The following is a 13372-nucleotide window of genomic DNA, read 5'->3' as shown; positions in this document are numbered from 1 at the left end:
ACGGAAATCCGGCGGGGGAGAATAGCACCCTGGCGGCCGGCCCACAAGGCTCTGCGGCAGGCAGAAATCGGCGTCCGTTCGAGGAAATCGGCCGGCGTGCGTGCTAGCAATCGATTCGCAGAAAGTCGACGTCCCGATCCATTTCAGCGTCGCGGCGGGGGGACAGACCGCGGTGACGCTCGACTTCGACGCCGGGGCTTCGGTCCAGGTCAAGGAGACGGCGAATGGAACGCTGATCCTCAGGCCCTGGTGACGCCCGTCTCGGTGTGCCCGCCGGCCTGAGCGGATCGGCCGCGGCGGCCTCATTGACTCACCCCACCCTTTCGGATACGATGGCCCGCCTCGTGGCGGCGAGGGGGTGCAGCAACCGGCGCCGGACACGGGTCCATCCCCCTAATTCCGAGTCGCCGTGAAGACCAGCCCGCGGGAAATTCGGGTCCAAATCGAAAGCCGCCTGGAATTCCTTGATCTGGTGCAGCGGATGGCGGAGGGAGTCTGCCGGGTATCGGGATTCCGGCGTGATACCATGCTGAACGTCGGCTTGGCGGTGCGCGAAGCCGTCGTTAACGCCATCAAGCACGGGAATCGCCAGGAAGTTCGAAAGCGGGTCGAGGTGATCTTCCGGATGAGCCCCCGCAAGCTGGTGGTGGCGGTCCGGGATCAGGGGGCCGGCTTCAACCCCGAGGAGCTCCGGAATCCCTTGGAGGACCGGAACCTTTTCCGGGCCAACGGCCGAGGGATTTTTTTCATCAAGAGCTTCGTGGACGACGTGGCCTTCAACCGCCTCGATCGCGGCGGATTGGAAGTCCGGATGGAAAAACGGGTGGAGCACCGGAGGGCGCGCGCCCAGACCGGCCGAGCCGCACGGATCAAAGGAGGAGAGGCGGGATGAAGACGAAGGTTCGAAACATCGGCAAGGTGGCGGTTCTGGATCTTTCGGGGAAGATCACCATCGGCGAGGGAGATGTGCTCCTCCGCGAAGAGGTCAACAAGCTCCTGGAGTCGGATCGCAAGAGCATCCTGCTGAACCTGGACAAGGTGACGTACATGGATTCCGCCGGAATCGGCGAGTTGGTGGCGTGCTTCAAGCGAGCCAGTGAAGCGGGGGCCAAGCTGAAGCTTTTGAATCCGTCGGGACGGGTCTCCGACCTCCTCTCCTTGACGAAGCTCCAGCAGGTTTTCGAGATATTCGCCCACGAGAAGGAAGCCCTGGTCAGCTTTTAGACTCCTCCGCCTTACGCTTCAGCTCCGCCAGCAGGTTCAACGCCTGGAGCGGCGTCACCTCTTCCAACTGGCAGGATCTCAAGGCTTCGCGAATCGGGTCGTCCGGCTTCGCGAAGAGCATGATCTGGCGTGCCTCCCCGATCGGGGAGGTCCCTTCCCCGGCCGGCCTCGGTACCCCCTCTCGATCGAGCTCGTGGACCTCCAGGTTGTTGAGGACCTCCCGGGCACGCTTGAGCACCTTCGCCGGCAGGCCAGCGAGGCGGGCCACCTGGATGCCGTAGGAGCGATCGGCGCTCCCTTCGAGGACGCGGTAGAGAAAACGGATCTCGTCGTTCCATTCGCGGGCGGCGATGTGGCAGTTGTGGACCCGTGGCAGCGTCAGCGCCAGCTCCGTCAGCTCGTGGTAATGGGTGGCGAACAGCGTCTTGGCGCGCGCCCGTTCCTCGTCGTGGAGATACTCCGCGACCGCCCAGGCCAGCGACAGGCCGTCGAACGTCGCGGTGCCGCGCCCGATCTCGTCCAGGATCACGAGGCTGCGGGAGGTGGCGTGGTGGAGAATGTTGGCCGTCTCCTGCATCTCCACCATGAAGGTGCTCTGGCCTCGCGCCAGATTGTCGGAGGCCCCCACCCGGCAGAAGATCCGATCGACCATGCCGATTTCCGCCTCCGAGGCCGGCACGAACGAGCCGGCCTGCGCCATGAGGACGATGAGCGCCACCTGCCGCAGGTAGGTGGACTTCCCGCCCATGTTCGGGCCGGTGATGATCAGGAGCTGGCGGTTCTCGTCGTCGAGATCGGTGTCGTTCGGGATGAAGCGCTGATCGGAGCTCAAGCGCTCGACGACCGGATGCCGGCCCTCCCGGATGCGGATCGGGCCGCCGTCCCGCAGGACCGGCCGCGAATAGCCGTGCCGGACGGCGACCTCGGCGAGGCCGGCGAGGAGGTCGGTCTCCGCCAGCGCCACGGCCGTGGCCTTGATCCGGACCGCCTCCCGCGCCACCTGGTCGCGCACTCCTTCCAGAAGCCGGCTTTCCAGCTCCTCGATCAGCTCCTGCGCCGAGACCACCTGCTCTTCATACGATTTCAGCTCGGGCGTGATGAAGCGCTCCGCCCCCACGAGCGTCTGCTTGCGCTGGTAATCCGCGGGGACGGAGCCGAGAGAAGCCTTCGAGACCTCCAGGTAATAGCCGAAGACCCTGTTGTAGCGGACCTTGAGGGAGGCGATCCCGGTGCGGGCGCGCTCGCGGGCCTCGAGAGCCGCGAGAAAGCCCTTCCCGTCGCGGCGGATCGACCGGAGGCGATCCAGCTCGGGATGGAACCCGTCCTTGAGGTAGCCGCCGTCCCGCATCAACGCCGGGGGATCGTCCGCGATCGCGGAGGCGACGAGAACGGCGACGTCCGTGAGCGGATCGATCCGCCCCTCCAGATCGCGAAGCAGCGCCGGGGGCTCTGGCAAGGCGCGCAGCGCCTGCTTGACCTCCGGCAGGGCCGCCAGAGAGTCCTTCAGGGCCAGGTATTCGCGGGGCGAAGCGGTCTTGAGGGTCACGCGCGAGAGAAGCCGCTCGAGATCCCTGACTCGGGCGAGATCGCGCCGCAGGCGGCCCCTGGCTTCGCCGTTTCGGGTCCACGCCTCAACCGCGTCGAGGCGCGGCTCGACGTCCTCCCGGCGCCCGAACGGCCGCAGCAGGAGATCCTTGAGCGCCCGGGATCCCATCGGCGTGCAGGTCTGGTCCAGCAGATCCAGCAGGGAGCCGGCCCGCTTCGCCTCGAGCAGGTTGTCGGTGATCTCGAGGTTGCGGCGCGTCGTGGCGTCGAGAATCAGGCGATCCGCGGGAGTGTAGAGGGAGATTCGATGGAGGTGCTTCAGGTCCGAGCGCTGCGTCTGACGCAGATAGTGAACCGCCCCGCCGGCGGCGCAGACCGCCAGGATCCGATCCTCCACCCCGAACCCCGAGAGCGACGCCGCCCCGGTGAGCTCGAGCAGGGCGCGGACCGACGATTCCCTCGAGAAGGCCCAGTCCTCCACCGCATTCACCAGGACGCGGGACCGGAGATCGGCAGGGATCCGGTCGGCGGCGCGGGAATCCCGGGGCACCAGGATCTCCCGCGGGGCGAAGAGCTCGATCTGGTCCCACAGCTCGTCCCAACGGTCCCCCTCGACCTGGGCGAGGGTGAGGTCCCCGGTCGAGAGATCGAGGTAGGCGGCGCCGATCCCCTGCCGATCGGGAAAGAGGCTGGCCAGGAAGTTGTGATCGCCGCCGGCGAGCTGCTCGGGATCGGCGAAGGTGCCCGGCGTCACGACGCGGATCACTTCGCGCTGCACCAGCCCCCGGGCTTTCGCGGGGTCCTCGGTCTGATCGCACAGGGCGACCTTGTGCCCCTTGCGGATCAGCCGGGCCACGTAACCGTCGACGGCATGATAGGGAACCCCGCACATCGGGGCGGCGTTCGGCGTCCCCTTCCCGCGGGCCGTGAGCGTGATGTCGAGATCCCGCGAAGCCGCCACCGCGTCGTCGAAGAACATCTCGTAGAAATCACCCATCCGGAACATCAGGATGGCGTCCTGATGGGCCTTCTTGAGCCGGTGGTACTGGCGCAGCATCGGGGTCAATTCATCCAGAAGGCACCCCCGCGCGAAAAAGCGGCGACGGAGGGAGAGTCTAGCATGGCCGGCCGGCGCGCCGGTCGCCGGGCGAGGGACGCGCGGAGCGCGCCGTTGACAGCCCTCGGCCTCTCATCTATAAAGGCCGGAGGAGGTGGGCATGGAGGAAAGGCCCTTTGCCGAGAGCGAGGAGGAGCCGGCGGACGACCCCTCGCCGCTCGAGGCCGTCGAGGACGACGATGACGAGATCGAGGAGATGGGGCGGGCGGAGGCGGCGGAGCTTCCCCTGACCGATCAGGATCGAATCCTCCTGGCGCTGGCCTATCTGGGGATCCTGGCGCTGGTGCCCTACCTGACGGCCCGCAAGGAATTCGTCCTGTGGCACGCGCGCCAAGGCCTGCTGCTGTTCGGCGTGTCACTGATCTCGCTGTTCGGGATGATCCTCGCGAACGTGGTCCTCTGGCACTTTTCCTGGGTGCTGGGATTGCTCTTTCTCATCCTCCTGATGACCTCGGCCTTCGGAGTGCTCGCGTTGGTCGTGGCCTGCATCCTGAAGGCGTTCGAAGGGGAGAAGTGGCGCATTCCCTTCCTGGGCGACTTCGTGGAACGTCTCTGAAGGCTCGCCGCCGTTGGAAGACTGGATTCGTATCTTCGATCTGGGACGACCCGCGGCCGGCCTCGCCGTCATCGCCATCGCCGCCGCGCTGGAGTATCTCTTCCCTCCGGTGCCCGGCGACACGGTGATCCTGCTGGGGTTTTTCCTGGCAGGGAGCGGCCGCCTTCCCTGGGCCGGAGTGGTGGCCGCCGCGCTGATCGGCTCTCTCGTGGGGGCCGAGGCGGCCTACCGGATCGGAGCGCGCCTCGGGAAATCGTATTTCTTCCTGAGACGGTCCCGGGTCGCCGCCTCGCAGCTGCCGGTGCTCGAGCGTTACTTGGGGCGCTACGGGGGGCGGCTGCTTCTGGTGAACCGGTTCCTCCCGGTGCTGCGCGGGCTCTTTCTGTACGCCGCCGGGACGGCCCGGATGCCATGGGCCAGCACGTTTTTCTGCGCCAACGCGAGCAACCTAGCCTGGGTGCTCCTCTTGGCCTGGGTCGTGCATCGATTCGGCGCGTCCTGGGAGCGTCTCGAGGAAGTTTTCAAGGCCTACAGCTCGATTCTCGGAGTCCTCTGTTTGAGCTATCTGGCGTTCACGATCCTGCGCTACAGCCTCCGGGCCCGGATGAAGGAATCATCCTGAGCCCGGAATAGGGAGGAACCTGAAATGACCGGCGAAGTGAAGGCTGCCGCCGCGCTCCGGCGGTTCATCGGCGAGCTGCGGGACTGTCTCGGATCCGGCGTCCCGCTCGATGCGCAGATCGCGTCGGTGAAGGAGAGCCTGGCGCGCCTTCTCGCGCAGCCCGGCTGGCTCCCTGAGCCGGCGCGCGCCCCCGATCGGGACGGCTACGCGCGCCACCTCCTCTACCGCGAGGCCGGCGACGGCTTCGTGCTGGTCGCCATGGTGTGGGGACCCGGGCAGGCGACGGCGATTCACGACCATGCCGGGGTCTGGTGCGTGGAGGGAGTCTATGAAGGGCTCGTCGAGGTCACCCGCTACGAGCTGCGGGAGGAATCGGGGGATCGGGTTCGCATGACGCCCGGGGAGGTGATTCACGCCGGGGTGGGTTCGTGCGGCGTCCTCATTCCGCCGGTCGAGCATCATCAAATCGCCAACGCGACGCGCGACGTAGCCATCAGCCTTCACGTCTATGGCAGGAACCTGGAGACCTGCCACGTCTTCCAGCCGCTGGGCGGCGATTTCTACCGGCGGGGGATCCGGAGCCTGTCCTACCACAGCCTGATTCCGCTTTCTCTTTGAGACGCTTCGGCGGGAAGGGGCGGAGGCGGCCTGGGCTCAGCGCGAGCTGCGGCGCGGCGGGGAGCCCCCCTTGGCGCGGAGCTGCGAGAGCAGCTTCTGCTGCTCCGGCTGGGCGGGCTGCAGCCTGAGGGAACGCTCCAGGGCGGCGATTGCCTTGGCTGACTGTCCCGCCTCCTGATAGACGCGCGCCAGGGCGTTGAGCAGCCCCACCGAGACCGGCCCGGTCTGCTCGGCGCGCTCGAGGAAGGGAACGGCTTCCGCCGGCTTGCCGGACATCGCCAGAGCGACGCCCAGATTGTACAGGGCGAGGCCGAAGTCGGGCTTCAGGCGGATCGCTTCCTTGAGCGCTTGCTCGGCCCGCGCCGGTTCGCCTTTCGCGAGATAGAGCGCCCCGAGCCCGGCTCGATAGCTGGCATTCTTCGGATCGAGCTGGATCGCTTTCTGGATGGCCTGCTCGGCCTCGTCGTATTTCGCTTCGAGCTGCAGGGTGATTCCCAGCCAGTTGTAGTGGGGTGCGGAGGCGGCGTTCTTCTCCAGCGCGGCGTCCAGCAGCCGGCGCGCCCGATCGAATTCCCGGCGCTTCAAGAGCGCGCCGATCAGCCGGCCCATCGGCTCGCGGGCGGCGGGGTCCAGGAGGAGCGCCTGGATGTACTCCTCTTCCGCTTCGGCCGTCCTCCCTTGATATTCGTAGATGCGCCCCAGGCCGTAGTGGACCCCCGCCTCTTTCGGGAAGCGCTGGACTCCGAGCTTGGCGATCTGCAGCGCGGCGTTCGGCAGCCGCCGCTGCTCGTACACGAGCGCCGTGTTCACCATCACCCGCGGCTCCACCGGGGTGATCTGGATGTCCTCGATCTTCAATCCGCGCTCCTTGGACGGGGGGACCAGCGCCGCGGCCCAGCGCTCGCGGGGAGCGGTTCCGAGGATCTCGTCGGCGCGCAGCAAGGAGGAGGCGCCGCGGACCGTCTCGTCGGACAGCTGCTGCACCACCGCCGACAGAGGACGCCCCGCGCGCCGCGCGTGCAGCGCCAGCAAGGCGTCCGGATCGACCGCCGCCTTCAGGCTGTAGAGCACCCGGAAGTTGAGGTTGTCGCGGGTCTCCACCTTCACTTTGCCCTCGACCTTGCGGGGCTCGAGGTCGTAGTGGGTCACCCGGCTGAGGAAAGGGGCGTGGAAGTGGAAGCCTCGGGCAAGGACCACCGGATTCCCGAAACGGGGATCCAGCACGGCGGCTTCGCCGCTCCCGACGTAGCTGATCGCCGAGATAGCCGCCAGCAGAAGGAGTAGGGCCAGCGCGGCCGCTGCGATGCGCTTCTTCAACGCGGTTCGACCCGTCGAGCGGCCGAGCCGGGAAGCGGAAATCCCGGGAAAGTGGCGCGGATCGGGCTTCGGCCGTGGTTTCTCACAAGAGCGCCATGTTAATCGCCGGGCCCCGGCCTGTCAAACGTCCGAAAGCCTCACGGATAGAGATCGGGGGCGGGGAGAGCCTCCACGACCCAGAAATCGACCTTCCACTCGCCGGAGGCGGGATCGAGGATGGCGCCCAGGCGGGCCGGATCGTACGGGAGGCCCGAGCCGGGATCGACGTGCGGCGGCTCCAGGTATTGAAGGAAGAACGAGGCGGATTGCGCGCGGGCGATGACCTTGGGATCGGCGAACCCCCGAAGGAAGGCGGTGCGGAAACGCTCCGGATCGTCCAGGTAAAACGCCCTGGACCTCTTCGAGATGAGCTGCCATGCGCCCTGCCAGTCCCGGCGGAGGATGGCCCGCCGGAACAGCTCCAGCGCGGCGACGCGATTGGCGGCGCGCGCGAGCGGCAAGGCGGTGCGGGCGTAGAGCAGGGTGAGATTCGTCGTGGCCCCCGGGTGCAAGGGCTGGATCTCCAGGACCTTTTCGTACTCGCGAATCGCCTCGCCCTCGTGCCCATCCTCGGTCAGCAGGACCGCCAAGCCGAAATGGGCGTCGGCGAAATCGGGGCGAAGCCGCAGGGCCTCCCGGAACTCCCGCAGCGCCTCCTGCGGCTGGCCGGCGTAGAAATAGGCTGTCCCCAGGCGCTCCCTGGCTTCCGGGAAATCGCTCCTCAAGTCGAGCGCGCGGCGCAACTCGCGGATCGCCTCGCCGGTCTTGCGGACCGACGTGTAGAGCGCCCCGAGATTGAACGCGACCTCGGGATCGGACGGGGCGCGCCGGGCCGCTTGCCGGAGGGCTTCTTCGGCGCGCGCCGCCTGGCCGAGGGTGAGGAGGGCCGCGCCGAGATTGATGCGGGCCGCGGTGAGATCGGGATCGACGGCAAGAGCGCGCTCGAACCAATCGACCGCTTCTTTCGGACGCCCTCCGGCGAGCAGGGTGCTTCCGAGGTTGTAAGGCGCCGGCGCGTAGGAGGGGAAGCGCCGCGCGGCATCGGTCCAAAGACGGATCGCCTCCGCCGATCTTCCTTTTTGGAAATAGAGCGACGCCAGATGATCGTAGGGCCCCGGCTCGCCGGGAAATCTCTTGAGGGTTTCGAGGAACTCCTTCTCCGCTTCGTCGTCCTTTCCCAAGGATCGCAGCGATAGGCCGATCAGATCGTGGATCTCGCCCGACTCCCGGCCCTCGCGGGTCAGGCCGCGCAGCATCTCCAGCGCCGAGCCAGCGTTGCCCGCGTCGAGGGCGCGGCGGGCTTCGGCGACCCGCGGGTCGTGGCGCTGCGGACGGCAGCCCGCGAGGCACGCCAGGATCATGCAGAGGAGGACGCAGGAGGCAGATTTCACGTGAGGATCTCCGCGCGCGGCGCGGTCATTCTCGACGCCGCTGCCCGGAGTGTCAAGCCGCGTCCCGCGAGGCGGAGGGGGTTGGCGTAGAATAAGATGCTGTCGGAATTGGAACCCGTAGGTGGCATCCATGGCAGAGTCGAATCCCCGATCCGTCGCGCGCCGCCGCTTCCTTCTTGCCGCCGCGCGCGGCCTGGCGGTGGCCGCCTCGCTGCCGCTCGCCCGGCCGTGGGCCGCCCAGGCCAGGGGACTGAGCGTGCCGACCGGCTCGGCCGGCCAGAAGGTCCGCGCCTTCCCGTTCGACCAGCTCGATTCCTTCCTGGTCCCGAATGAGAGTTTCTACCTGCGCAGTCACATGGAGATCCCGCGGATCGATCCCGCAGCCTACCGGCTCAAGCTCGCGGGCTGGGTGGAGCGTCCCTTCAGCCTGACGCTCTCCGAGATCGGGCGGCTTCCCGCGGTCCGCCGTATAGTGACCTTCGAGTGCACGGGCTCGAGCGTCGGAGGGGGGATGGTGGGCACCGCCGAATGGTCCGGACCGCTCCTGGCCCCGCTGCTCGAACGGGCGCGGCCGAAAGGGGGGGCGCTCGAGCTGGTCATGGAAGGTTCCGACGCCGGGTTGGACGAATTCCTGCCGATTCCCCTGCAGTTCGCCCGCAGCATTCCTCTGCCCCTGGTCGGCGAGGTCCAGCCGATCCTGGCGCTTCGCATGAACGGCAAGCCTCTTCCGCCGGAGCACGGTTTTCCGATCCGCGTCGTCCTGCCGGGACTCTACGGGGTCCTCCAGGTCAAATGGCTCGCCCGGCTCACGGTCGTGCGCGAACCCTTCCGCGGTTTCTACCAGACCCAGCGCTACGTCGCGATGCAGCGGACGGAGGCCGGGGCTCAGGTCCGCGAGGTCCTGCGGCAGCGCGTGAAATCGCAGATTGCCCGGGTCGAGCCCCTCCCGGAGAAGGGCAAGGGAGCCTATCGCGTCTTTGGAGCGGCCTGGTCGGGCGGGTCGGGGATCGCCAAGGTCGAAGTGAGCGTCGACGGGGGAGCGAGGTGGGAGCTCGCCAGGCTCGAATCCCGGGATCCGTGCGCCTGGGCCCTCTTCACCCACGACTGGACTCCTTCCCCGGGAAAACACGAAATCGTCGCCCGGGCCACCGACGGAAAGGGGAGAAGCCAGCCCTTGGAGCGGGATCCCTCCGCGCTCACCGGCTACGTCAACAACTGGTGCCATCACAAGACGATCATCGTCCCGGCTTGACGGGAACGGCGCGCCCGCTCCCCTCCACGATCTCGACCGTCCGATCGACCGCGGGGGGAGGGATCCGGTCGATCTTCCCGGAAGGCCACTTCACCTCCAGCCGATCGATCCGCGCCGCCTCCCCCAGCCCGAAGTGAACTCCCGACTCCGACTGCGAGGCGAATCCGGAGGAAGCGTGGGCCTCGCGCGACTGGCTCCGCCCCCCCGCCTGCAGAACGACCCGCGCGCCAAAACCGCTGCGATTCGAGACTCGCCCCGACAACAGGAGGTCAAGATGATGGCGGCCGGCCATCCCGCGGTTGCGGAAGAGCCGCGCCTCGTCCCCCATCGTCGACATGACGAGATCGACGTTGCCGTCGCCGTCGAAGTCGAGAAAGGCCGATCCGCGGCCGACGCGCGGCACGGCGAGATCGGGCCCGGCCGTCCGGGTCACCTCCTCGAAGGTGCCGTTTCCGCGGTTCCGAAAGAGCTGGGAAGGCTCCTTGAACGTGACGTTGTCGTAATACAGCTCGACGTTGTCGAGCATGTTGCCGTTCGCCTGGAAGAGGTCCGGCCAGCCGTCGTTGTCGAAATCGAAGAATCCCGCGCCGTAGCCGGTCATGAGATGGGTCGGCCCCGCCAGGCCCGAGGGAAAGCTCCTCTCGTCGAAGGTGCCGTCGCCGTTGTTCCGATAGAGGGCCGAGGCCTGGAAGGAAAGGTTGGCGACGAACAGGTCCGGCCGGCCGTCGCCGTCGAAATCGCCGTAATCGACGCCCATGCCGGCCTGGGTCTTGCCCTCTTCGCTCAGCGCCACTCCCGCGAGCAATCCCACTTCGTGGAAGCGTCCGCGGCCGTCGTTGCGGTAGAGAAAATTGGCCATGCCGTCGTTGGCGACGTAGAGATCCTGGTCGCCGTCGGCATCGTAGTCGAACGCCACCACTCCGAGGCCCCGGCCTTCGGGATCGGCCACGCCGGCGCTCTGGGACACGTCGGTGAAGCGGCCGCCGTCGTTGCGATAGAGGACGTCCGCCCGGCCCGGGTAGCTCTCGGGCCCGCAATAGGCGCGAAACCCGGGCTTCAGCTCTCCGCAGTACTTGTTGTCCGCGAGGCGGTAGGTCATGTAGTTGACCACGTAGAGATCGAGGTCGCCGTCGTTGTCGATGTCCACGAACGTGGCTCCGGTGGAAAAGGAGGGATCGCCCGTTCCGGTCGACTCGGTGACGTTCTCGAACGTGCCGTCGCCGCGATTCCGGTACAGGACGTTCGGCCCGAAGTTGGTCACGTAGAGATCGGGACGGCCGTCGGAGTCGAAATCGCCGACCGCGCAGCCGAGACCGTATCCCGGCGCGCCGGTCCCCGAAGCGGCCGTGACGTCCTCGAACGTCCCATCGCCGCGGTTCCGATAGAGACGGTTCCGGGAGACCCCGCCGCCGGAAGGGGGCGGAAGCTCCGAGCCGCTCACGAAATAGATGTCGGGACGGCGATCGGAGTCGAAATCGAGGACGCAGACGCCGGACCCGATCGTCTCGGGAAGGTACTTCTCTCCGGTGGCCCCCGTCGTGTGGCGGAACGAGATGCCGGAGCGCTCGGTGACGTCCTCGAACAGCGCCGCCCCGGCGGCCGCGCGCGGCCCGGCCGGGGCGGAGGTGGCGGGGGGCTCGCGCCGGCAGCCCGCCAGCGCCAGGGCCAGGACGGCGGTCCCTAGCCAGCGCGGCGGACGGCCCCGGATCAAGGCGTCGGCCCGGCAAGGGGCGGCACGCCCGCGCCCTTCTCAAGATCCGCGGCCAGGGCCGCTTCCTCTTCGGCCTCGGGGCGGTTGAGCACGCCATAGGTTTTCGCCAGGGAGCGATGAACGGCGGGATCGCCCGGATCGAGGCGGGCCGCCTCCAACAAGTCGGCGAGGGAGGCCTCCGCCTTGCCGAGCTCGAGCAGCACCTCGCCGCGGGCGCGACGCACCGCCGGCCGGTACGGCTCCAGCTTGACGGCTCGATCGAGGTACTCCTCGGCGACCGCGGGGATTCCCGCCTTGAGCGCCGTCTCCCCCGCCTCGAGAAGGAGGTCCACGTTCTCGGGATCGTGCGACAGCGCGTCCTGATAGCTTTTCAGGGCCTGGGACGGATTGCCGCGATCGAGAGCCTGAATCGCCGCCACGCGATGGTAGCTGGCTTCCAGGCGCCGGCGGGAAACTTCGCGCTCGCGGCGCTCCAGGCGGGCGACCTCGCGCGAGGTCTCCTCGGCGAGGGCCGGCTGCCCGGCTTCGGAGTAGGCCTTGGCCAGCTCCTGACGGGACGGCAGATCGGCGGGATCGAGGGCGACGGCGCGCTTCAGAACCTCCACGGCGCCCGACGGGTCGCCGCGCTTGCGCTGGACCGCCCCGAGAATTCGCAGCGGCTCGGCGGCGTCGGGAGCGAGCTGCGACCAGCGCCGCGCGTCGGCGGCCGCGCCGTTCAGGTCGCCCGTACGGAGCCGGATCCGGCTGCGGAGGGCGCGGGCCTCGGCGTGATCGGGTGAGCGCGCCAGAATCCAGTCGAGCTGCTCCCTGGCCGGGCCGTAGCGGGCCTCGAGAAACGCGATGCGGGCCAGGCGCATCGACGCGGGGAGGTCGTCCGGCCGGGAGGCGAGAACTCTTCGAAAGGCCTTCTCGGCCCGGGCGTAGCGCCCGCTGCGCAGTGCCGCCTCGCCGAGCAGAAACGCGATGTCCGGATCCTTAGGGTCGGAATACCGCGACAAGAGCTCCATCGCGCCGCGCGGATCGCCGCGTCGCAGCAGGTTTTCGGCCTGCGCCCGGACCGATGGTCCGCCGGGCGCCGCCGTCGAAGAGGGGGAGGGCGGGGAGCCCGCGCCCCTGCCGCACGCCGCGAGCCACGGCAGGAGGAGAAGGAAGACGGCGAGAGCCGGACGCCGGAAGAAGCCTGGATGGCAAGGCACCATGCGGCGATTATAGAGCACTCGCGGGGCGGCGCTCCAACCGGTCCCGGAAAGGGGGCGAGCCTCCATCGGGTGCTAGAATAATGGGATGACGGGTCGTGCTACCGGCCGAATTGGAGTCCTGCTGCTCGCCGCGACGGCGGCGGCCGGACTCCGCGCCGACGAGGCGGGGGCTCTGAGGGTGCTGGCGCGCATGCAGTCGTTTTATCGCGACACGCCCGGGATCACGGCGCAGTTCGTGCAGACGCTCGACGCCAAGGCCTTGGGCCGGCCTCAGCAGGAATCGGGAACCGTCTGGCTCAAGCCTCCCGGAAGGATGCGCTGGGAATACCGCAAGCCGGCCGGCAAGATCGCCGTTCTGGACGGCCGCCACGCCTATCTGTACCTGCCGGAGGACCGGCAGGTCGTGGTCGGGAAAATGGGCGATCTCGAGGCGGGGGCGGTGACGACGCGGCTCCTCCTCGGGAACAGCCCGATCGCCGCCGACTTCCGGATCGAGGGAGAGCCTTCGCCGGTCCGTCCCGGCGCATGGCTCCTCAAGCTCTCCCCGAAGGCCGCCGACTTTCCGTACGACTCGGTGGCGCTCGAAGTCGAGGAGGCGACGGGAGTGATCCGCTCGATCAAGCTCGTGGACCCTCTCGGCAACCGGATGGAGTACCGCTTCGAGAACGTCCAGCCGGTCCGGAACCTGTCCGATCGCCTCTTCACCTACAAGATTCCGCGCGGCGTCGACATCCAGACGATGGGCGACGAGGCCATCCCCGGTTTCCCGTCGCCTTGATCT

Annotated in this window: 13 protein-coding genes; 8 read left to right on the top strand and 5 right to left on the bottom strand. The window is 68.2% G+C overall.

Going from position 1 to position 13372, the window contains the following annotated elements; all coding sequences use genetic code 11:
• The first annotated feature begins 100 nt into the window (after positions 1 to 100).
• From VGR67_03870 to VGR67_03860, 3 genes are all read left to right on the top strand, one after another.
• The gene (locus VGR67_03870) at positions 101 to 253 is read left to right on the top strand and encodes a DUF4382 domain-containing protein (protein HEV8335534.1); all 153 of its coding nucleotides are present in this window, start codon (positions 101 to 103) and stop codon (positions 251 to 253) included.
• Between the two features lie 156 nt (positions 254 to 409).
• On the top strand, positions 410 to 892 hold the full coding sequence (locus tag VGR67_03865; protein HEV8335533.1) for an ATP-binding protein: 483 nt from the start codon (positions 410 to 412) through the stop codon (positions 890 to 892).
• Positions 889 to 1224 (top strand): STAS domain-containing protein, encoded by a 336-nt coding sequence (locus tag VGR67_03860; protein ID HEV8335532.1) that lies wholly within the window; start codon positions 889 to 891, stop codon positions 1222 to 1224. The genes VGR67_03865 and VGR67_03860 overlap by 4 nt, the downstream gene beginning before the upstream one ends.
• Here the strand turns inward: VGR67_03860 and mutS are convergent.
• A complete protein-coding gene (mutS, locus tag VGR67_03855; protein HEV8335531.1) occupies positions 1214 to 3844 on the bottom strand; it encodes a DNA mismatch repair protein MutS in 2631 nt (876 codons plus the stop codon). The two genes, VGR67_03860 and mutS, sit on opposite strands and share 11 nt — an antisense overlap.
• 142 nt (positions 3845 to 3986) lie before the next feature.
• On the opposite strand from mutS, the gene VGR67_03850 reads away from it, so the two are divergent.
• Genes VGR67_03850 through VGR67_03840 form a run of 3 tightly spaced genes read left to right on the top strand, consistent with a single transcriptional unit; the run spans position 3987 to position 5682 of the window.
• A complete protein-coding gene (locus tag VGR67_03850) occupies positions 3987 to 4442 on the top strand; it encodes a hypothetical protein (protein HEV8335530.1) in 456 nt (151 codons plus the stop codon).
• A gap of 13 nt (positions 4443 to 4455) precedes the next feature.
• Entirely contained in the window at positions 4456 to 5064 is a 609-nt protein-coding gene (locus tag VGR67_03845) for a DedA family protein (GenBank protein HEV8335529.1), read from the top strand.
• 24 nt (positions 5065 to 5088) lie between these two features.
• Positions 5089 to 5682 (top strand): cysteine dioxygenase family protein, encoded by a 594-nt coding sequence (locus tag VGR67_03840; protein ID HEV8335528.1) that lies wholly within the window; start codon positions 5089 to 5091, stop codon positions 5680 to 5682.
• A gap of 36 nt (positions 5683 to 5718) precedes the next feature.
• Here VGR67_03840 and VGR67_03835 read toward each other — a convergent pair whose 3' ends face one another.
• Positions 5719 to 6999, bottom strand: a complete 1281-nt coding sequence (locus VGR67_03835; protein HEV8335527.1) for a tetratricopeptide repeat protein — start codon at positions 6997 to 6999, stop codon at positions 5719 to 5721.
• 137 nt (positions 7000 to 7136) lie between these two features.
• On the bottom strand, positions 7137 to 8429 hold the full coding sequence (locus VGR67_03830; GenBank protein ID HEV8335526.1) for a tetratricopeptide repeat protein: 1293 nt from the start codon (positions 8427 to 8429) through the stop codon (positions 7137 to 7139).
• Positions 8430 to 8559: 130 nt separating this feature from the next.
• Here VGR67_03830 and VGR67_03825 point away from each other — a divergent pair, with 130 nt between their 5' ends.
• Entirely contained in the window at positions 8560 to 9681 is a 1122-nt protein-coding gene (locus VGR67_03825) for a molybdopterin-dependent oxidoreductase (protein ID HEV8335525.1), read from the top strand.
• On the opposite strand, the gene VGR67_03820 is transcribed toward VGR67_03825, so the two are convergent.
• Complete coding sequence (locus VGR67_03820) at positions 9665 to 11392, bottom strand: CRTAC1 family protein (protein HEV8335524.1); 1728 nt, start codon at positions 11390 to 11392, stop codon at positions 9665 to 9667. The genes VGR67_03825 and VGR67_03820 overlap by 17 nt on opposite strands.
• Positions 11389 to 12609: a tetratricopeptide repeat protein gene (locus tag VGR67_03815; GenBank protein HEV8335523.1), complete on the bottom strand. Its 1221-nt coding sequence runs from the start codon at positions 12607 to 12609 to the stop codon at positions 11389 to 11391. Before VGR67_03815 ends, VGR67_03820 begins: the two co-directional genes overlap by 4 nt.
• Positions 12610 to 12676: 67 nt before the next feature.
• On the opposite strand from VGR67_03815, the gene VGR67_03810 reads away from it, so the two are divergent.
• Positions 12677 to 13369: an outer membrane lipoprotein carrier protein LolA gene (locus VGR67_03810; protein ID HEV8335522.1), complete on the top strand. Its 693-nt coding sequence runs from the start codon at positions 12677 to 12679 to the stop codon at positions 13367 to 13369.
• The last annotated feature ends 3 nt before the right edge of the window (positions 13370 to 13372 follow it).

This window comes from Candidatus Polarisedimenticolia bacterium, from assembly GCA_036004685.1.
Classification (GTDB): domain Bacteria; phylum Acidobacteriota; class Polarisedimenticolia; order Gp22-AA2; family AA152; genus DASYRE01.
The sequence above is the reverse complement of the archived record's forward strand: the minus strand, read 5'-3'. Positions and strand labels throughout refer to the sequence as shown.

Excerpts from the sequence above, each read along its gene's own strand:
- VGR67_03860 (HEV8335532.1), top strand. The coding sequence starts at position 889 with ATGAAGACGAAGGTTCGAAACATCGGCAAGGTGGCGGTTCTGGATCTT.
- VGR67_03850 (HEV8335530.1), top strand. The coding sequence starts at position 3,987 with ATGGAGGAAAGGCCCTTTGCCGAGAGCGAGGAGGAGCCGGCGGACGAC.
- VGR67_03840 (HEV8335528.1), top strand. The coding sequence starts at position 5,089 with ATGACCGGCGAAGTGAAGGCTGCCGCCGCGCTCCGGCGGTTCATCGGC.
- VGR67_03825 (HEV8335525.1), top strand. The coding sequence starts at position 8,560 with ATGGCAGAGTCGAATCCCCGATCCGTCGCGCGCCGCCGCTTCCTTCTT.
- VGR67_03810 (HEV8335522.1), top strand. The coding sequence starts at position 12,677 with ATGACGGGTCGTGCTACCGGCCGAATTGGAGTCCTGCTGCTCGCCGCG.